General features: G+C 70.7%; 18 protein-coding genes. 14 read left to right on the top strand and 4 right to left on the bottom strand.

Annotated elements, in window-relative coordinates; genetic code table 11:
* Nucleotides 1–110: 110 nt before the first annotated feature.
* Nucleotides 111–746, bottom strand: coding sequence for a CBS and ACT domain-containing protein (locus tag ABEA67_RS02035; protein ID WP_345460107.1), 636 nt, complete (start codon nucleotides 744–746; stop codon nucleotides 111–113).
* A 117-nt stretch (nucleotides 747–863) separates the two neighbouring features.
* Between ABEA67_RS02035 and ABEA67_RS02040 the strand changes: the two genes are divergently transcribed.
* The 3 genes from ABEA67_RS02040 to ABEA67_RS02050 all read left to right on the top strand — a co-directional run bounded on the left by ABEA67_RS02040 (nucleotide 864) and on the right by ABEA67_RS02050 (nucleotide 2,390).
* Nucleotides 864–1,352: an OmpH family outer membrane protein gene (locus ABEA67_RS02040; protein WP_345460110.1), complete on the top strand. Its 489-nt coding sequence runs from the start codon at nucleotides 864–866 to the stop codon at nucleotides 1,350–1,352.
* A gap of 110 nt (nucleotides 1,353–1,462) precedes the next feature.
* Nucleotides 1,463–1,939, top strand: coding sequence for an OmpH/Skp family outer membrane protein (locus tag ABEA67_RS02045; protein WP_345460113.1), 477 nt, complete (start codon nucleotides 1,463–1,465; stop codon nucleotides 1,937–1,939).
* A 64-nt stretch (nucleotides 1,940–2,003) separates the two neighbouring features.
* On the top strand, nucleotides 2,004–2,390 hold the full coding sequence (locus ABEA67_RS02050) for a carboxymuconolactone decarboxylase family protein (RefSeq protein WP_345460116.1): 387 nt from the start codon (nucleotides 2,004–2,006) through the stop codon (nucleotides 2,388–2,390).
* Between the two features lie 21 nt (nucleotides 2,391–2,411).
* Here ABEA67_RS02050 and ABEA67_RS02055 read toward each other — a convergent pair whose 3' ends face one another.
* Nucleotides 2,412–3,125 (bottom strand): hypothetical protein, encoded by a 714-nt coding sequence (locus ABEA67_RS02055; RefSeq protein ID WP_345460119.1) that lies wholly within the window; start codon nucleotides 3,123–3,125, stop codon nucleotides 2,412–2,414.
* A 219-nt stretch (nucleotides 3,126–3,344) separates the two neighbouring features.
* Between ABEA67_RS02055 and ABEA67_RS02060 the strand changes: the two genes are divergently transcribed.
* The 3 genes from ABEA67_RS02060 (at nucleotide 3,345) to ABEA67_RS02070 (ending at nucleotide 5,931) form a co-directional block, all read left to right on the top strand.
* Nucleotides 3,345–4,106, top strand: coding sequence for an electron transfer flavoprotein subunit beta/FixA family protein (locus ABEA67_RS02060; RefSeq protein ID WP_345460122.1), 762 nt, complete (start codon nucleotides 3,345–3,347; stop codon nucleotides 4,104–4,106).
* On the top strand, nucleotides 4,103–5,053 hold the full coding sequence (locus ABEA67_RS02065; protein WP_345460125.1) for an electron transfer flavoprotein subunit alpha/FixB family protein: 951 nt from the start codon (nucleotides 4,103–4,105) through the stop codon (nucleotides 5,051–5,053). Before ABEA67_RS02060 ends, ABEA67_RS02065 begins: the two co-directional genes overlap by 4 nt.
* A 239-nt stretch (nucleotides 5,054–5,292) precedes the next feature.
* A complete protein-coding gene (locus tag ABEA67_RS02070) occupies nucleotides 5,293–5,931 on the top strand; it encodes a phospholipase A2 (RefSeq protein ID WP_345460128.1) in 639 nt (212 codons plus the stop codon).
* A gap of 548 nt (nucleotides 5,932–6,479) precedes the next feature.
* Here the strand turns inward: ABEA67_RS02070 and ABEA67_RS02075 are convergent.
* A complete protein-coding gene (locus ABEA67_RS02075) occupies nucleotides 6,480–7,232 on the bottom strand; it encodes a YkgJ family cysteine cluster protein (RefSeq protein WP_345460131.1) in 753 nt (250 codons plus the stop codon).
* A 34-nt stretch (nucleotides 7,233–7,266) separates the two neighbouring features.
* On the opposite strand from ABEA67_RS02075, the gene ABEA67_RS02080 reads away from it, so the two are divergent.
* The 6 genes from ABEA67_RS02080 (at nucleotide 7,267) to ABEA67_RS02105 (ending at nucleotide 13,514) form a co-directional block, all read left to right on the top strand.
* Nucleotides 7,267–8,292, top strand: coding sequence for an HD domain-containing phosphohydrolase (locus ABEA67_RS02080; protein ID WP_345460134.1), 1,026 nt, complete (start codon nucleotides 7,267–7,269; stop codon nucleotides 8,290–8,292).
* An 86-nt stretch (nucleotides 8,293–8,378) separates the two neighbouring features.
* On the top strand, nucleotides 8,379–9,221 hold the full coding sequence (locus tag ABEA67_RS02085) for a phosphotransferase (protein WP_345460137.1): 843 nt from the start codon (nucleotides 8,379–8,381) through the stop codon (nucleotides 9,219–9,221).
* A gap of 95 nt (nucleotides 9,222–9,316) precedes the next feature.
* A complete protein-coding gene (gene upp / locus ABEA67_RS02090; RefSeq protein WP_345460140.1) occupies nucleotides 9,317–9,940 on the top strand; it encodes a uracil phosphoribosyltransferase in 624 nt (207 codons plus the stop codon).
* A gap of 69 nt (nucleotides 9,941–10,009) precedes the next feature.
* The gene (locus ABEA67_RS02095; protein WP_345460143.1) at nucleotides 10,010–11,155 is read left to right on the top strand and encodes an MraY family glycosyltransferase; all 1,146 of its coding nucleotides are present in this window, start codon (nucleotides 10,010–10,012) and stop codon (nucleotides 11,153–11,155) included.
* A 198-nt stretch (nucleotides 11,156–11,353) separates the two neighbouring features.
* On the top strand, nucleotides 11,354–12,511 hold the full coding sequence (gene wecB, locus ABEA67_RS02100) for a non-hydrolyzing UDP-N-acetylglucosamine 2-epimerase (RefSeq protein WP_345460146.1): 1,158 nt from the start codon (nucleotides 11,354–11,356) through the stop codon (nucleotides 12,509–12,511).
* 52 nt (nucleotides 12,512–12,563) lie between these two features.
* Nucleotides 12,564–13,514: a diacylglycerol/lipid kinase family protein gene (locus ABEA67_RS02105; RefSeq protein ID WP_345460149.1), complete on the top strand. Its 951-nt coding sequence runs from the start codon at nucleotides 12,564–12,566 to the stop codon at nucleotides 13,512–13,514.
* Between the two features lie 99 nt (nucleotides 13,515–13,613).
* Here ABEA67_RS02105 and ABEA67_RS02110 read toward each other — a convergent pair whose 3' ends face one another.
* Nucleotides 13,614–14,324 carry a tetratricopeptide repeat protein gene (locus ABEA67_RS02110; protein WP_345460152.1) on the bottom strand — a complete coding sequence of 237 codons (711 nt, stop codon included), beginning with the start codon at nucleotides 14,322–14,324 and terminating at the stop codon, nucleotides 13,614–13,616.
* 157 nt (nucleotides 14,325–14,481) lie between these two features.
* Between ABEA67_RS02110 and ABEA67_RS02115 the strand changes: the two genes are divergently transcribed.
* Together ABEA67_RS02115 and msrP are read left to right on the top strand one after the other, a co-directional pair.
* On the top strand, nucleotides 14,482–17,367 hold the full coding sequence (locus ABEA67_RS02115) for a hypothetical protein (RefSeq protein WP_345460155.1): 2,886 nt from the start codon (nucleotides 14,482–14,484) through the stop codon (nucleotides 17,365–17,367).
* Between the two features lie 46 nt (nucleotides 17,368–17,413).
* Nucleotides 17,414–18,412, top strand: coding sequence for a protein-methionine-sulfoxide reductase catalytic subunit MsrP (gene msrP / locus ABEA67_RS02120; RefSeq protein ID WP_345460158.1), 999 nt, complete (start codon nucleotides 17,414–17,416; stop codon nucleotides 18,410–18,412).
* Nucleotides 18,413–18,477 lie beyond the last annotated feature (65 nt).

The following is an 18,477-nucleotide window of genomic DNA, read 5'->3' on the forward strand; positions in this document are numbered from 1 at the left end:
ACGGCGAACCTCGACCCCTCGACTTCTAGACCCCCGTCAAGGGGAGCTACAGGCCGCCTGCCTCTTCATAGCTCACGGCTCACAGCTCAGTGCTCCCGCCTCCCACACCCTCAGTCCAGCACGTCGATGCCCGCGGCCTGGGCACGCTCGCGGGCGTCCCGCGCGTCCTGGCCGGTCACGCGCATCACGAAGCGGCGGCGGGGGGTTTCGCCCTGGGCATGGTGGCCGTAGGTCGCCACGCTGATGATGTTGCTGGGCTGGGCGGCGCTGGCGGCGCGGGCGAGGCTGCCGGGGGTGTCGGGCATGTCCAGCGTCAGGCGCGTGCCGCCCTCCTTCAGGCCCATGATGTCGATAAAGGCGCGCAGCACGTCGGTGATGGTGATGATGCCCGTCATCCGCCCGGCGTCGTTCAGCACCGGCAGGCCGCCCACGCCGTGTTCCTGCATCCGCAGCGCGGCGTCTTCCATGTACTCGTCCTCGTGCGCGGTGATCACGGGCCGGGCCATCATCTCGCTGACGGTCAGCTTGCTCAGCAGGTAGTTCAACTCCCAGACGCTCAGGGTGGTGGCCTTGCTGGGCATGGCGTCCTTGAGGTCCTTGCGGGTGGTGATGCCCACCAGCCGCTCCCCCTCCATCACCGGCAGGCGGCGGAAGCCCCGCTCCTTCAGAATCCGCAGGGCGTCCATGACGGGCGTTTCGGGTGTGACGGTGATGGGATCCGGGGTCATCCAGTCGCTGACGAGCATGGCTCTCAGCTTACCGTGCCGCTGCTCTCCCGCATCTGACCTCCGGCTGACGGCGCGTGTGAGCGAACTGTGAAAGGATTCATTCGGCTCAGAAAAGACCGTGCTAGCGTGCGCGGCATGAAGATGAACGCCAAGGCGCTCGCCCCCATCGCCCTCGTGGCCGCGTTCGGCCTGGGGAGCCTGGCTCCGCACGCCCAGACCACCCCCCAGAAGATCGGCTTCGTGGACGTGCAGAAGGTGCTGGCCGCCCACCCCAACGATAAGGACATCAAGGCCATCCAGACCCAGGCCAACAACGAACTGGGCGCGCTGGACAAGCAGATCAGGGAAATCGACGCCAAGGGCACTGCGGCGACCGCTGCAGACAAGGACAAGCGCACCCAGCTGATCAGCACGGCGCAGGCCAAGGCCAAGGCCTTCGACACGCAGATGCAGCCCAAGGTCGACGCGGTCGAGAAGGCCGTGGACACGGCCATCAGCAGCGCCGCCAAGGCCAACGGTTACAGCATCGTGATGGACCGCGCCGTGGCTGCGCAGGGCCTGGTGGTCTACGCCGATGGCACCACCGACCTGACCGACGCCGCGCTCAAGGCCCTCAAGCCCTGAGCGCGAGCGGCCGCTGAGCTGACGGCCCCCGCCCCGCGCGGGGGTCTTGCCTTGACCCGCCCCCTGTCCTCCCGCCGCCCGTCTCCCGGTCGGCCGGGAAAGGAGAACCCATGAGAAAAGCCTTTCTGCTCCTGCCGCTGGCGCTGCTGGCCACCGTCCCGCATGCCCAGCAAAAGGGCCGCCGCGTGGGCTTCGTGGACGTGCAGCAGGCTGTGACGGCCCTGCCCGGCAACAGCGCCTACCTCACCCTCAGCAAGAAGGTCGACAACGACCTGAAGGCCAAGCAGGACAGCATCCGGAAACTCGCCACCCGTGCGGCCAGCACGCGCAGCAACGCCGACCTTCAGGCCCTCCAGAAGGCCCAGCAGAGCTTCGTGAGCGCGCAGAAGGGCTACCAGCAGCGCCTGGCCACCGAGTTCAAGCCGCTGGCCTCCCGCATCAATTCGGCGGTGGCGAGCGTCGCCAAGGCCAACGGCTACAGCGTGGTGATGGACCGCCGCGTGGCCGCGCAGACCAATCTGGTCGTGTACGCCAACAGCCCGGCCACCGACCTGACCGCCGCCGTGATCAAGGCCCTCAAGAAATAAAAATAAGCGTCCGCGTCCCTGGGCCTACCCTCCGCGCGGGGGTGGGCCTGCTACGCTTCGCGGCATGACCGACGACACCGCCCCGACCCCGGCCCGCCAACAGATTTTCGGCCAGCAGGAAGGGCGCATCCTGGAGCGCCTCGCGGCCCTGGACCCCGACTTGATGCGCTATGTGCGCGATTTTGCCTATGACACGGTGTACGAGCGCCCCGGCCTGGACCTCCGCAGCAAGGAACTGATCGCCTGCGCCCTGCTGGTGTCGCTGGGCAGCCCGGACGAACTGCGCACCCACCTGCGCGGGGCGCTGCGGGCCGGGGCCAGCGAGCAGGAGGTGCGCGAAACCCTGCTGCTGTGCGTGCCCTACCTGGGCTTTCCCCGCGTCGTAGCCGCCTTCGCGCAGCTTCAGGCGCTGCTGGACGGGCAGAAAAAAGCCCCCACCCGCGAGGAGTGAGGGCTGGTCCTGCTGCTGTGCTCAGAAGCTCGTCTTGATACCGACACGGGCCTTGAAGACCGTGCCGGGGCGGACGAACTGGCTGTTCACGTCGTTGTAGCCGGCGTCGCTGGAGTTGAAGGTATCCACGTTGCCGTTGCTGCTGCTGACCGTGATCGAGGAGCCGAAGAACTGGTCGATGCCCAGGTCGCCCACCAGGCTGAGGTTGCCGGTGAGGGCGTAGCTGACCATCACGCCCGCGCCGATGCCGAAGGCGCTGCTGGAGTAGCTGCGGCTGCCGCTGTTCCCGAAGTCGGCGGTGCTGCGGAACATGCCGTAGCGGCCACCGGCATACACGGTGGTGCCCACGCCCGGCGTCACCTCGCCCAGGCCGTAGGTGCCGTCCAGGCTCACCACGGTGCGGCTGCCGGATTCGGTCGCCAGCCCCTGCTGCTTGGCCTCCCCAAAGGTCAGGGTGCTGGGGAACAGCACGCCGCTGGGGTCAACGGCGCTGTTGTCGTTGATCGAGTCGCTGGGGCGGGTCAGGCTGATGCCTGCCTTCACGCCGAAGGGACCGGCCACGTTGGGCGCGTGGACAAACAGCTCACCGCTGAGGCCGCCCGCGTAGCCGCCGGTCAAGCCCAGCTCGACCCCGCTCAGGCCGGTGCTGACGGGGGTGGCGGGAATGGTGTTCACGGTTTGCGCGCCCGCCGTGGCGAGGCCCGCGCTGAGGGTCAGAACAAGCAGCTTCTTCATATCGATTCGTAGCCTGACTCACCAAGATGAGCCTCTGACTTTATGAGATTTACGACAGCTTTATGAACAGGACAGCTTCCCGTCAGGCGTGGGCCGTATGCCACCGAGTGACAGGATTTGCGGCACCTGCTAAACTTGAACCGAGTTCAATTTGTCATGCTGAAGGACCGGGCCTGCGGCGTGATGGCTCGCCGCGGCCGCCCGACTTCTGGAGGAGCCATGAAGATTCTGACCCTTGTTCGTCAAGTCCCCGACGCGGAAGCCCGCGTCAAGATCAATGCCCAGAACGTGGACCTTGAGGGAACGACCCTCGTGATCGACGGGATGGACGAGTACGGCGTCGAGGAAGCCTTGCGCCTGCGCGAGGGTGGCGCAGGTGTCGAGGAGATCGTCGCCCTGGCCGTCGGCCCCAAGCGCGTCGAGGATGCCCTGCGCACCGCCCTGGCGATGGGCGTGGACCGCGCCATTCACGTCGAAACCGATGAGAAGCTCGATCCCATCGCCCTGAGCCGCGTGGTGGCGCAGGTGGCGCAGGCCGAGGGCGCGGGCCTGATTCTGGTCGGCGGGCAGGAGGCCGATTGGGACAGCCAGGCGCTGGGGGCCGCGACCGCCGAACGCCTGGGCTGGCCGCAGCTCACCTGGACCAATGAGCTGAAGCTCGAAGGCGAGACGCTCACCGGGCGGCACGACGTGGACGACGGCAACGAGAGCTTCCGCGCCGCGCTGCCTGCCGTGGTCACCACCCAGCAGGGCCTCAACGAGCCGCGCTACCCGACCCTGCCCAACATCATGAAGGCCAAGAAAAAGGAACTTCGCAAGGACGACCTGGGCACTTACGGCGCGCAGCCGACCGTGCGGGTGGTGCAGAGCGAGATTCAGACCCGCGCCCGACTCAACAAGATGATCGACGGCAAGGATCCGCAGGCCGCCGCCGAGCAGCTTCTCGACCTCCTGCGGAACGAAGCGAAGGTGCTCGCATGATCCTGATCGTTGCCGAACACGCGGGCGGCAAGCTCGCCAAATCCACCCTGGAAATGGTCACGGCCGCCCGGCAGTCGGGCCGTGAAGGCCCCGTCACGGTGCTGGTGCTGGGCCAGGGGGTCGCGGACATCGCCAACGCCGCCGCCGCCGTGGCCGATCAGGTGCTGGTCGCGGATATGCCCCAGCTCGCCACCTACAACGCCGAGGTCTGGGCCGCCGCCACCGCGCAGATTGCCCAGGAGGGCGAGGCCAGCACCATCATCATCGGCGGGAGCCGCTCGGGCCGCGAGTACGCCCCCCGTGTGGCCGTGAAGCTGGACGCCCCGTACCTCGAAGACGTGATCAGGCTCAGCGCCCAGGGCAATGCCCTCCAGGCGCAGCGCTACACCTACCTCGCCCGCGTGACCGAGACGGTCGAGGCCGAGGCCCCGGTCATCGTGGTGACGGTGAAGCCCGGTTCCTTTGCGCCCGCAGCGGCGGCAGGGGCGTCGGGCGAGCAGTACGACGTGGAACTCGACCTCCCCGCGCCCCGTGTGGAAGTGACCGGCAAGAGCGTCGAAAAGAGCAGCCGCGTGGCGCTGACCGAGGCCGACGTGATCGTGACTGGCGGGCGCGGCGTGGGCAGCCCCGAGAACTTTGCCACCTACGTGGAGGGCCTGGCCGACCGCATCGGGGCGGGCGTGGGCGCGACCCGCGCCGTCGTGGACGCGGGCTGGCGGCCCTACGCCGAGCAGGTGGGGCAGACCGGGAAGACCGTACAGCCGGGAGCCTACATCGCCCTGGGCGTGAGCGGCGCGGTGCAGCACCTCTCGGGCATGGGCAAGAGCAAGTACATCGTCGCCATCAACAAGGACGCCGAGGCCCCGATCTTCAAGGTCGCGGACTACGGCATCGTGGGCGACGTGAACCAAATTGTGCCCGCGCTGATTGAAGCCGCTGGCAAGTAATACGGGATTGCTCTGATTCCAGAACATCCGGGACGGCACCGGATGTTCTTCCATCGCCGCAACCCCGTCCTTTTTGCTTCTCGCTCCGCTCGGATGATTCGAAGGAATCATCGCAAGTTGGTGTAAGTCTTTTCCGGCAGCGCCGCTCCCCTCCGTGTGAGGGTGGGCGGCGTTTGCTGTTGGGCGGCGAACCTGGCTAGACTGGGGACATAGCACAATCCAGCTTCCCAGGAGTCCCCATGAAGAAACTGGCCTTTGCCGTCCCCCTGGCCCTGACCCTCGCCGCCTGTGGGCAGTCCCCCACCGCTTCCACGTCCGGCAGTCTGACGGCCGCTTATGCGTCCCGCCCCGAACTTCAGGACCCGGACAGCCAGGCCATCCTGGCGCGCTACGCCAACGACCCCGGTCTGCTGGCCGCCCTTCAGGAGGCGTATGGGGAGCGGCCCGCTGACCTCTCGCGCCCCGCCGCGCCCGCCCTCACGGGGCTGGACCTCGCCAGCGACCGTCTCGCCTACATCAAGCGGGTGGCGTGGGGCACGGTGGCCGCCTACAACGGCGAGTACGCCAACCAGAGTGCCGTAAATGCCCGTTATCCTGGCCTGGACTGGTCGCGTGACGGATGCAGCGCCCCGGACGGCGTGGGCCTGGGCTACCGCGAGGACTTCCGGCCCGCCTGCAACGTCCACGACTTCGGCTACCGCAACCTCAAGGTCTACCAGCGTACGGATGCCAACCGCCTCGCCACCGACGACGCCTTCTACAAGAACATGAAGGTCATCTGTGAGGCCAAGAGCTGGTACAAGGAGCCGCCCTGCTACACCGCGGCCTATGCCTACTATCAGGGTGTGCGGGTGGGTGGGGGCAGCAGCTTCCAGTAGGGCTTGTGGCTGGGGGCAGGGCATCTTGTAGCGAGCTTCCTCCAGCCCCCCCAGCCCCCACCGGGGGAACGTCTCCGCCGCGCGGGGCGGCCCGCGCGTTGACGCCAGGCTTGTTGACGTGTCTCTTCTCTTGGTGGAGGGGGAGCTTTTCGCTGCGCTCGGCAAGGGGGCTCCTGGCGTTGGAAAGCTTGCCAAGCTTCGCCCCGGTTTCCCACTGGTCGCCATGCCTGGCCTGCCGGGCGGCCTCGGTCCTGGCGGCCCGAACGGCTCGTCTTCCAGGCCTACCCGGTTGAAGGGTAGGACCTGGGCGTCAGCTCCAAAGTTGAAAAAACAGGGAAGCGGGAGCTGATGCGGGGAGAGCAGGGGAGAGGTGTTGCTGCATAACCGCCCCGTGCAGTTTTCAGTGCTCAATGGTACGGACACTTTTGGAGACGAGGTTTTTCACTCTTGGGGAACGCTGGGAGGGAGTTAGCCCAGGTGTCGTGTCAGACGGCAAACTTTGCATCCCTCCCCTTGAAGTTATGCAACGGTTTGGTTGCGGCTTTCCCTCACCCGATTTCCAGCACTGTCGCATGCGCCAGACCCGCTGCCTTTGCCGCTCGCCATGCCCCACGCGCGTCCCCCCGCGCTACCCGGTCCATAAAGGCCTCATGGCGCGCCAGTGTGGTCAGCACCCAGAAGTCGCCCCAGGCTTCCAGGCCCCACTCGTTGCGCATGGCCCTGGCGGCAGCCTCCCAGATGGGTTCGGACAGGTGTTCCAGTGGCGCGATGAAGTGCAGTTCGCCGTCAGTGCCGGGAGTGCGGGCCACCTCGCGGCGGTAGCTCTCGCGTTCGCGGCGGGTCATGGTTTCCCAGGCCCCGGCCTCGCAGTAGCGGGCGGGCAGGGCGCTGAAGGTGTCGCGGCAGCGGGTGGGGCGCACGTCGTAGCGGGTGCAGCCGCCGCTCTCCCGGTCCAGCAGCGGGCAGAAGCCGACCTCGGTGCGGTGGCGCTCCACATACACGTCCTCGCTGGGCGCAGTGCGGGCGTTGTGCAGCACCTGGCGGGCGTGGGCTTCCACCCGCGCGGCCTCTCCCTCCGTCAGGGCCTGGGCGGTCACGAGGGCTTCTGCAAGGCTCACGCGAATGGGCATGTTGCAGCACGCGAAGCAGCCCGCGCCGCAGAACACGCGCCCGCCGCGCTCCTGGTACTGGCGGGTCCACGCCTGCGCCCGCCGCGCGTAGGCGGCGTAACCGCGCACGACCGGCTCGGTCACGCGGGTGTGGCGGGTGGGGGGCTGGGGGGAGGGGGCGGCGCGCGTCACCCCGGCAGGGTAGCGCGGGTATACTGGGCGGAACGTGTTCCGACGCTCCCGTCCGCAGCCCGCGCCGACGCCCGGGCCTGACCCCCGCAAGTCCGCTGCCCTGCCGCCTGCGGAGACGCCCGACGCGGCCCGCGTGCTGGCAGACCTTCTGTCGCGGCCCACGCCCGAGGGCATCCTGGAGGGTGCCCTGGCCCAGGCCGTCACGCTGCTGGGGGGACAGGCCCAGGGCTACGCCGTGCTGCGCCGGGGGCAGGACCGGGTAGCGGCGGTGTTCGGCTATCCCAGGCCCCTGATCGGTACGGCCCTGAGTGGCCCCTGGGCCAACATGCGGCCCCGCCTCCTGACCGACGGCAGCCGCGAGCTGTACGGCCTGAACCCGCCGGAGGTGGTCACGCTGCTGGACCAGGCCGGGATGCGGGACGTGCCCTTGTCGCTGGTCGTGCCGCTCAGCGACCGGGGCCGTAACCTGGGCGCGCTGGTGCTGGACCGGACCTCCCCGGAGGGGATCTCGCCTGTCCAGCAAGAGGCGGTGACCCGCTGGGCAGGATCGGTCGCGCCGCTGCTGGGTCTGCTGGACTCGCGCGACGAGTGGCGGCAGGCCACCCGCCAGCTGGCCTCGTCGCTGGTCGAGGCGGTCGAGAGCCGCGACTTCGACAGCGTGGGCCACGGACAGGCGGTCACGGAAACGGCCCTGCGGCTGGGGCGCGCGGTGGGTCTGGCCGAGCGCGAGCTGGAGGAGCTGTGGTACGCCGCGATGCTCCACGACATCGGCAAGATTCAGGACGAGGCAGGGCACGCCCAGATCGGCGCGAACTTCCTGCATGGCGTCCCCCACCTCGCGCAGGCCCAGAAGGCCATCCGCCACCACCACGAACGCTGGGACGGCGCGGGGGAACCCGACCGGCTGGAGGGTGAGGATATTCCCCTCTATGCCCGCATTCTGGCGGTCGCCAACGCCTCCGTGCACGCGGGGGACCTGGGGCGCGTGAAGGCCCAGGCGGGAACGGAACTCGACCCGCGGCTGGTCGGCCTGCTGGAAAAAGTCTCGCAGGACGGATAAAGGGCGGGGGTGTGCGGGACGCGGGAACACCTTTGCCTGCGTCCCACACCCCGCTGCCCGCACCCTTCCCCCGCTATCATGCGCGGGTGACTCCGGGCGGCCTGCCATCTCACCGTTTTCCCGTGCTGGAAGCCCGCTTCGGTCCCCTGTCCCCGATGGACACCGGGATGCAGAGCCGGGTGTACGCGGCCCCCGGCGGCGAGGTGGTGGTCAAGGTGTACCGCAACCACCAGGGTGAGCACCGCCTGGAGGCCCAGAACATGCGCCGCGCCGACCTGGGGGCCTGGGTGGTGGACACCGTGGAGGCCGACGGGATCGAGGCCCTGATTCTGCGCCGCTTCCCCGGCCACCCGCTGCGGGCGCAGGACATCCCTGCCGCCCTGCCCCGCCTGCGCGAGATTCTGGGCGCACTCCACCAGGACCGCGAGGGCTGGGTGGACCTGGGGCGGGTGCGCGAGCGCCTGAAACGCTTTCGCAGCGCGCTGGCGGCCTATCCCCTCGACGACCTGTTCGATGCGGTGGAGGAACCGCTGGAACGTGGCCTGCTCGACCAGCCCGCGGCGTTCTGCCACCTCGACCTCTGGCACGACAACATCCTGATCGCGCAGGAAAACGAGGTGCTGGTCATCGACTGGACCAAGGCCGCCTGGGACGACCCGCTGCGCGACCTGGCCCTGCTCAAGACCGGCACGCTCGACCTGCTGGGCATGGACGCCAGCCTGGACGCCGCCCTGACTTTCCTGCCCGACCACGCGCCCGCCACCCTGACCCGCCTGCGGGCCTACCTGGCCCACACCTACCTGCACGACCTGTACTGGTTCCTGATGAACGAACCCTACGAGTTCGACCGCCAGTGCCGCCTGAAGCTGCCGCGGGCGCGGCATGTGCTGGCGCGGCTGCCGGGGGAGGCAGGGATGAGTCATGGGTGATGGGTGATGAGGCCAGGGGAGCGGGTGCCTCTGTCTTCCTCATTCCTCATCGCTCAGCCCTCATCCCTTCCTGCTCTGCCGGGTATCGTGGGGCCATGCTCACGGTCGTCACCCATCCCCTCGTCCAACACAAGCTCTCCCTGATGCGTGACGTTCACACCGGGGTCAAGGAGTTCCGCGAGCTGGCCGCCGAGGTGTCCATGCTGCTCGCCTACGAGGCGATGCGCGACCTGGAACTGGAACCCACGCGCCTGCAAACGCCCATCCAGGAGGGCGAGTTCCCGATGCTCAGCGGCAAGAAGCTGGCGCTGGTCGCCATCCTGCGCGCGGGGCTGATCATGACCGACGCCATCGTGAATCTGGTGCCCGCCGCCAAGGTGGGGCATATCGGTCTGTACCGCGATCCGCAGACTTTGCAGCCCGTCGCGTACTACAACAAGCTGCCCGCCGACATCGCCGAGCGCCGGGTGTTTCTCACCGACCCGATGCTCGCCACCGGGGGCAGCGCCGCGGCCGCCATCGCCTTCCTGAAGGCGGCGGGTGCCCAGAGCATCAAGCTGATGTCCATCCTCGCCGCGCCGGAGGGCATCGCCGTGATCGAGCGCGAACATCCCGACGTGGACATCGTGACGGCCGCCGTGGACGAGCGCCTGAACGACCACGGCTACATCGTGCCGGGGCTGGGCGACGCGGGCGACCGGATTTACGGGACGAAGTAGGCGAGAAGCCCTTCCACCTTTTGCCGGACGCCTGTTCCTCACCACCAGCCTTTAGACTCCGGTCAGCTTATGGAGTCCCTCAAGGCCCTCGCGGCGCAATTCGGTATCGCGGATCTGTTCGGGCGCGGTTTTCTCAGCGTGCTGCTCACGTTCCTGACGGCGTGGGTGTTTACCTGGCGGTTCATTCCCCCGGTGCGGGAGTTCGCCATCAAGGTCGGGTGGGCCGATATGCCCAACGCCCGGCGGCTCAACAAGGAACCGCTCGCCAACGCGGGAGGCCTGGCGATCTTCGCGGGCTTTCTGGTGAGTGTGGTGGTCGCCTGGGCGCTGCGGCCCATCGTGATCGAGCAGGTGAATATTCAGGTGCTGGCGATCCTGCTGGGCGCGGCGGTGCTGGTGCTGGTGGGGTTCATCGACGACCAGTACGAGCTGTCTCCGGCCTTCCGGCTGCTGGTGCAGGCGCTGGCGGCGGTGCTGCTGATCGTGAACGGGCTGAGGATCGATTTCAACGCCATCCCGTTTCTGCCCGTGCTGCCGCACGCGGTCAATGCGCCCCTCAGCGTCCTGCTCACCATCCTGTGGATCGTCGGCCTGACGAATGCCATGAACCTGCTCGACGGCGTGGACGGCGTGGTGGGTGGCGTGGCCTTCGTGGCCTGCATGGTGCTGCTGGTCACCGCCGCCCAGTTTACCGACCGGGCTGCGGCGGTGGTGCTGCTGGCGGGCCTGGCGGGGGCCGCGCTGGGCTACCTGCGCCACAACTTCAACCCCAGCCGCATCATCATGGGGGACGCGGGCAGCAACCTCTTCGGGTACACGCTGGCCGCCGTGAGCCTGCTGGGCACCCTCAAGGTGAGCGCGGGGGCCAGCCTGCTGGTGCCCCTGCTGGTGATGGCGCTGCCCATCCTCGACACCACCCAGGTCGTCATCGGGCGGATGGCGCGCGGCATCCGCAATCCCCTCGGCCACCCCGACAAGACCCACATCCACCACCGCGTGCTGGCCCGCACCTCCTCGGCCCGCCGCACCGCCGTGATTCTGTGGCTGGTGGCGCTGGTCTGCGGCGTGATTGGGATGCTGGCGCAGGGTGTGCCGCTTCCCGCGATTGTGGGGACGGTGGTGGCCGTGCTGCTGTGCCTGTGGTTCGTGGCCCACCGCCGGGTGCGGGCGCTGGGCCGGGAAGCAGCGGCCCGCGCCCCCGGCCAGAGCGGCTGAGCGCAACGGCGGGATGTGGGGAGGTGGGGTGCAAAAGCCCCCGCCTCCCTGCTTTTGGCCTGCTTTTGGGATGGGGGTGGGGTGGAATGGCCGCCGGGAACCGCATTCCGCGTCAGGGCATGAGCTGACGGCTGAAAGCTGACTGCTCCTCCCCACAGCCGCCTGCCCCCAAAACAGCTTTCTGTTACCGTGACCCCGATGACCGACCCCGCCCGCTCCGCTGCCCCCAAGCGCATCGTCCTCGCCTTCGGCACCCGGCCCGAGGCGACCAAGATGGCCCCCGTGTACGCGGCGATTCAGGCGCAGCCAGGCCTGACGCCCCTCATCCTCTCGACCGGGCAGCAGCGCCAGATGCTCGACGAGGCGCTGGCCGTCTTCGGCCTGACCCCCGACGAGGACCTGAACGTGATGACCGACCGGCAGACCCTCGCGGACCTGACCGGGCGCATCGTGCCCCAGGCCGGGCGCAAGCTGCGCGAGATGGGCGCGGACATGGTGCTGGTCCACGGCGACACCACCACCTCCTTCTGCGTGGCCCTCAGCGCCTTTTACGAGGGCATTCCGGTCGGGCACGTCGAGGCGGGGCTGCGCAGCGGCAACATGCGCGAACCCTTTCCCGAGGAGGCCAACCGCCGCCTGACCGGGGTTCTCTCCACGCTGGACTTCGCGCCCACGCCGGGCAGCCGCGCGAACCTGCGGCGCGAGGGCAAGGCGGAAGAGGGCCTCTTCGTGACCGGGCAGACCGCCGTGGACGCCGTGCGCGAGGTGGCGGGGCGGGTGGCCCTGCGGCCCGAATGGCAATCCAGACTGGACGCCGGGCAACGGCTGGTGACGGTGACGATGCACCGCCGCGAGAACCTGCCCGTGATGGTGGGGATGGCGCGGGCGCTGGCGGACGTGGCGCGTGCCCACCCGGACACCCATTTCGTATACCCGGTCCACCTGAACCCCGCCGTGCAGGAGGCGGTGCGCCCGGCCCTGGGGGCGCTGCCCAACTTCGAACTCACCGAGCCGCTCGACTACGCGCAGATGGCCCCGCTGATGGCGGCCTCCACGCTGCTCGCCACCGACAGCGGCGGCCTCCAGGAGGAAGGGGCCGCGCTGGGCGTGCCCGTCGCCGTGCTGCGCAACGTGACCGAGCGGCCCGAGGGCGTCGAGGCGGGCGTGCTGACCCTCGCCGGGAACGACCCGGAGACGCTGCGCGCCGTGCTGAACGGCCTGCTGGACGACGAGGCGGGGCTGGCCCGGATGCGCGCCGCCCGCAATCCCTACGGGGACGGCCAGGCGTCCGGCCGCATCGCGCAGGCCATTGCCTGGTACTTCGGGCTGGCGGGGCGGCCCGCCGACTGGGTGTGAGGGCTGGGCTGAGATGCGGTGGCCCCAGCCCACGCCCTATCCTGGGGCCAACGTGACCTCTGCACCTTCTGCCCGCCCCCTCTCCCAACGGACCTACGCCGTCGTGCTCAACCCCACCGCCGGGCGCGGCCTGGCCCGGCGCGAGTGGCCCCGTCTGGAGGCTGAATTGCGCGCCCGCGGTCTGCCCTTCGAGCTGCTCAGCGAGGCCAGTGGCGCGGCGGCCCTGGCCCGCGTGCAGGCGCTCCCGCCTGACGTGGCGGTGCTGGCGGTGGGGGGCGATGGCACGGTGGGGGCGCTGCTGCCCGCGCTGGTCGGCCCTGCTGGTGGGGGAGGGGGGCGGCCGCTGGGCATCGTGCCGCTGGGCAGCGGGAACGATTTCGCGGGCCTGCTGGGGTTGAAGGCGGGCGACTTCGCCTCTGCCCTCGACCGCCTCGCCTTTGCCCCCCGGCAGGTGGACGCCCTGCGCGCGACCATCCTGGGTGGGGACGGGGCGGGCACCTCGCATCTGCTGCTCAACGGCCTGGGCATGGGCTTTGACGCGCAGGTGACGGCGCTGACCTTGCGCGCCCCGGCGCGGCTGTCGGGCTTCGGGCGCTATGCCTGGGCCGCCCTCGCCGCGCTGCGCGAGCTGACCCTGACGCCCGTGCAGGTGGAGGTGGACGGCCAGGCCCTCTACGCCGGCCCCAGTTGCCTCGCCGCCGTGATGAACGGCACCCGCTACGGCGGCGGCTTTCACATCAGCCCCGCCTCCGACCCCCGCGACGGTCGGCTGAATGCCCTGGCGAGCGGCCCCGTCACCCGCGCGCAACTCCTGGGTCTGATGGCCCGCGTGCTGCCCGGCCGCCACCTGGGCCACCCCCGCGTTCACCACGCCGCGGGCCACACCGCGACCGTCACCTGGGCACGCCCCACCTACCTGCACCTCGACGGCGACCTCGCCGGGCAGGTGACGGGGGTGCGGGTGGAGGTGCTGCCGGGAGCGGTGACGCTGCTCAATGGGTAGCGGCCAGCGGCCAGCTTCCAGCAAAAGAAGCAAAGGAAAAGCCCCGGCCTATGCCGGGGCTTTTTTCTGCTGGCGGCTGGCCGCTGGAAGCTGGCCGCCTTACTGCAACTTGGCGAGCTGCGCCTTCGCCGCGTCCAGGTCGCGCTTCTCCCAGAAGGTGTCGGCGGGGAGCGTCACGGCCTTCTGAAGCTGGGCGACGGCCCCGGCCTTGTTGCCGGTCAGGAGCAGGGCATTGGCGTACTCGATGCGGTGAACGGCGACGTTCGGCTCCAGCGCGATGGCCTTTTCGAAGTTGGGCGCAATCTGGGCCTTTTTCGCCCCGGTCAGGAAGGTGGCCGCGCCGCCCTTGCTGACCAGGTTGGCGTTCCACAGCCCCAGTGCCACGTAGGCCCCGGCCATGTTGGGTTGGAGCCGGATGGCCTGATCGAGGTTCTTCTTCACGTCCCCGGCGAGGTTCAGGCTCTGGAGGATGCCCACGAACTGCGCCAGGCGGCCCTGGGCGCGCGCCAGCTCGAAGTAGGCGTCCGCGTTGTTCTTGTCGAGGGCGATGGCCTGCCGCGCGTAGCCCTGGGCCTTTTCGAACAGCGCCTTTTTCTGGCTGTCGGGGCTGAGGCCCGCGCCCGCGGTGGTGGCCTCGGCGGCCAGCGCAAGGCCCGCGCTGGTGTTCAGGGCGGCGGCGGCGGTCGCGGCCTCCTGCCACTTGCCCTGGTCGTAGAGGGACTGGGCGGCCTGGACGCTCTGGGCGCTGGCACTGACGGCGAGGGCAAGGGCAAGGGTCACGAAAGCCGGACGGGTGAGGTGTGCGCGCATGGGTTCCTCCTGGAAAGGGGCTGGGGTTGTCGAAAACTGGACCGAGTATACACATCGGGCGTCAGGGAGTCTGATGGGCGCGTCAGACACGGGTTGTCCCCTCCTTTGTTGCACCGGGTTCAACCGGATAGGCCGGGGGTGATAGCCTCCGCCTACCTTGGACTGGAAAGGCATCCTGGCCGACCTGCGCGCCCACCTGCCGCCTGCCCGCGACGCGGGGCGCGGCGTGCGCGGCAGCCTGCGCTGGCTGGAGGCCGAGATGCGCGTGCGGGGGGGCAACCCCGCCTCGGTCCGCAACATCGTCTACCGCGACGTGGGCACGCCTGCCGACAAGGCTGCGCTGCGGGCCATCCTGGCCGACCTCGCGCGGGAGGCGGGGCGGCCGTTGGCGGCAGAGGCGACGCCCACGACACCTGCCCCCGCCCCCCTCCCCGCCGAGCTGGAACTGCTGGGCCGCAGCAAGAAGCGCGCCTACAAGCAGGTGCTGGCAGGTGTGCGTGCGGGCCGCGTTCCGCGCCTCATCGTCACCGGGCGGGCCGGGGCGGGGAAGACCATCCTGCTCGACCATCTGGAGCGCGGGCTGGACGGCTGGGCGGGAGAGGTGCGCCGCCTGAACCTGGGGGGGGACGTGGCGGAAACCCTCGCGTTGACCGCGGCGGGCACCTCCTACGCCGAACGGGCGCAGGCCCAGGCGGACGCCGCCCGCCGCGCCTTTCCCGCCGCACCCGGCGTGCTGCTCGCCCGCGTGACCGCCGACCTGAACTTTGCCGGGGAGCCGCCCCGCTCGCCGGACGGCACGCCCACCCCGCCCGCCGCCTGGGCCGCCGAACACCTGCTGCGCCGCGCCCCGCCCGATGTGGCCGTGCTGCTCGCGCTGGAGGACCCGGCGGGGCTGCCGGAAGGCGTTGCGGAGGTTATCGAACTGCGTCCCCCCACCCCCGCCGAGGCCCGCGCCTACCTGATGACCCGCCTGGGGGTCACGCGCGAGCGGGCCGACGCGCTGGTGCGCGAGACGGGCCGGCACCTCGACCGCCTGACGCTGCTGGCCGGGAGTGGGCTGGCCGGGAGCGGCCCGGACGCGGCCCCCCCCGACCGCCTGCTGGCCGACCCCGACGTGCGGCGGCTGGCCGCGGCGCTCGCAGCCCTGGACCGGGGGGAAGCGGTCCCGGACGTGGCCCTGGCCGCCGCACTGGGCATCCCGGTCGCGACCCTGCCCCCCCATGCCCGCGCGTTGCTGGCAGAGGCGGGCGGCGGCTGGACGCCGGCCGCCGCGCTGCGGGCCGCGCTGCCCCGCGTGCCCGCCCCCGAGCGCGAAGGGGCGCTGCGACGCCTGCTGGCCGCGCCCCCCGCGCCGGACCTCGCCCCCGCCCGGCTCGCCGCCTTCGCCGCGTTGCGGGAATGGTCGGCCCTCGCCGCGCATCTCGCCGCATACCCCGACGACGGGCGTTACCTGCCGCCCCTCTGGCCGCGGGTGCGGGCGGGGGCACCCGGTGAACTGCGCGAGGTGCTGGCCCGCACGGTCGCGGCCCACCACGCCGGGCGCGGCGAGTACGACGAACCCCACGCCCGCGACGCCCTCTTTACCCTGCTGGAATCCCCGAACCCCGCCGCGCGGGGCTGGGCCAGGGTCAAGCTGGCCGAGAGCAGCGTGGACGCCGGAAACTTCGAGGCGGCCACCGCCCAACTGGCCCACCCCGAACTCGCCGCCGTGCTGGGCGGCCCGCCCGACGCCTGGACGGTGGCGGCCCAGGCCGACGCGCTGCTGGTGCAGGCAGCCCTGAGCCGCTGGCGCGGCGACCTGGACGCGGCCACACGGGCGGCGACCGACCCCCGCACCGCGCACGGCGGCCCGCGTGCCCACCTGTGGCGCGGCCTGATTGCCAAGGACGCGGGCCGCTGGCCCGAGGCGCTGCGGCACCTGCACCTCGTGCCCGCCAGTAGTCCGCTGCTCTCCGCCCGCGCGCTGTACCAGGAGGGCGACCTGCGGCTGCGCCTGGGCCAGCCCCGGGCCGCGCTGACCGCGCTCACCGAGGCCGCCGCCCGCCTGGAGGCCGCTGGGGGCAGCGCCGAGGAACGCGCCCGCGCCCTGGCCCGCGCCGCCACCGCGCTGCGCCGCCTGGGTCGCCCCGGCGAGGGCCGTGCCTGGCTCCAGCGGGCGCTGGCGCTGCTGCCCGCCGGGGAGGCGCGGGGCGGCTGGGTGGATGCGGTGCTGCGGGCGCGGCTCCTCAGCGAGGGCGTGCCTATCCTGCTGGCCCTGGGGCAGCCCGACGCAGCCCTGGCCGACGCCAGCCGCGCGCTGGCCCTGCTGGCCCGGCCCGGTTCCCGGCGGGCGGAGGCGGAATACCGCACCCGCCGTACCCAGTACCGTATTGCCCTGGCCTACCTCACGCGGGGGCTGGGACGGCCCTACCTCCAGCCGTTCGCGGGGGCGCGGCGCGACCACCCCGACCTGGCCCACGCCCGCGCGCTGCTCGACCGGCACCTGGCCCGTCCCCCCACCCCCAGCGACCGCGAGGAGGTGCTGACCTTCGACCTGCACCTCAGCCGCGCGCTGGCCGACCCCGACCCCCACGCGGCCCTGGACTTCACGGCCCGCGCGCTGGAGATGACCGACCACCCCTACGCGGAGGCGCAGGCCCGCGCCCTATCCGCCGACGCGCTGCTGCGCTGCGGGCGGCCCGAGGCGGCCCTGGCCGAGGTCAACCGCGCCCACGCCCTGATTCGCCGCGTGCAGGCGGGATTGCCCGGCACCTTCGACGCCGACCCCGGTCTGGGCGCACAACTGCTGGCGCTGGAGGCCCGCGCGACCATTCTGGACGGCGAGCGCACCCTGCGCTGGCTGCGCGACGCTCTCCACGACCCGGCCCTGGCCCCCTTTCGCCCCGGCATCTGGCGCGAGGCGGGCCGCGCCCTGGAGGGGCGACATCCCCAGCCGGAGGCCGTGCTGCGCGCCCTGCACCCCGGCTGGGAGGCCGGGTCCCTCCGCATCCGTGACGCCCTGGTGCTGCTGGAGGCGGGCGGGGAGGGTGAGCCGGAACCGTGATCCAAAGTCCCCCGGCCCGCATATCTACACGGTAGAAGGAGGACCCATGCCCGGAATGCCCCCCGAGTTTCCCGAGACGCCCGACCTCCCCGACACGGAAACCCCCGAAACCACCAACCCGGTGCCCCCGCGCCGCGAGTTTCTCAAGAATGCCGCCCTCTTCACCGGCACGGTGGCCCTGCTGGGTGGTGGCCTGGAAGTCCTGACCCGCCGCCCCGGCGCGCTGGCCGAGGGCGAGCCGGGCGAGCTGCTGGCCCAGGCCCGGCGGCCCCTCGGCCCCTACGACACCTCCGAGGCGGTCACGCCCTACGCCCAGGCCACCACCTACAACAACTTCTACGAGTTCGGCACGGGCAAGGACGACCCCGCCCGCCTCGCCGGAAGCCTGAGAACCCGCCCGTGGACCGTGATCATCGACGGCGAGGTCAAGAAGCCGGTGAAGGTGGACATCGATACCCTCCAGTCCTGGTTCCCGCTCGAAGACCGCATCTACCGTATGCGCTGCGTGGAGGGCTGGTCGATGGTGATGCCCTGGCTGGGCTTTCCGCTGGCCGCGCTGCTGCGCCGGGTAGAGCCGAACAGCCACGCCAAATACGTGAAGTTCACCGCCCTCGACGACCCCAAACAGTTTCCCGGCCAGCGCAGCAGCGTCCTCGACTGGCCCTACGTGGAGGGACTGCGGCTGGACGAGGCGCTGCACCCCCTCACCTTCATGGCGGTGGGTCTCCAGGGGCGCGTGCTGCCCAACCAGAACGGCGCGCCGCTGCGGCTGGTGGTGCCCTGGAAGTACGGCTTCAAGAGCATCAAATCCGTCGTCCGCATCACGCTGACGCGCGAGCAGCCCAAGACCACCTGGGCGCTGGCGGCCCCCGACGAGTACGGCTTCTACGCCAACGTGAACCCGGCGGTGCCGCACCCCCGCTGGAGCCAGGCGACCGAACGCCGCATCGGTGAACTGCGCCGCCGCCCCACGCTTCCCTTCAACGGCTACGCCGAGCAGGTGGCGCACCTGTACAAGGGGATGGACCTGCGCCGCTTCTTCTGATGGGGGAGGGGCAGCCAGCCTCCAGCGGCCCGCCGCCAGCCAGGACGGCGGCAACCCGGGCAGCC

It is taken from the genome of Deinococcus carri (assembly GCF_039545055.1).
GTDB classification, from domain to species: domain Bacteria; phylum Deinococcota; class Deinococci; order Deinococcales; family Deinococcaceae; genus Deinococcus; species Deinococcus carri.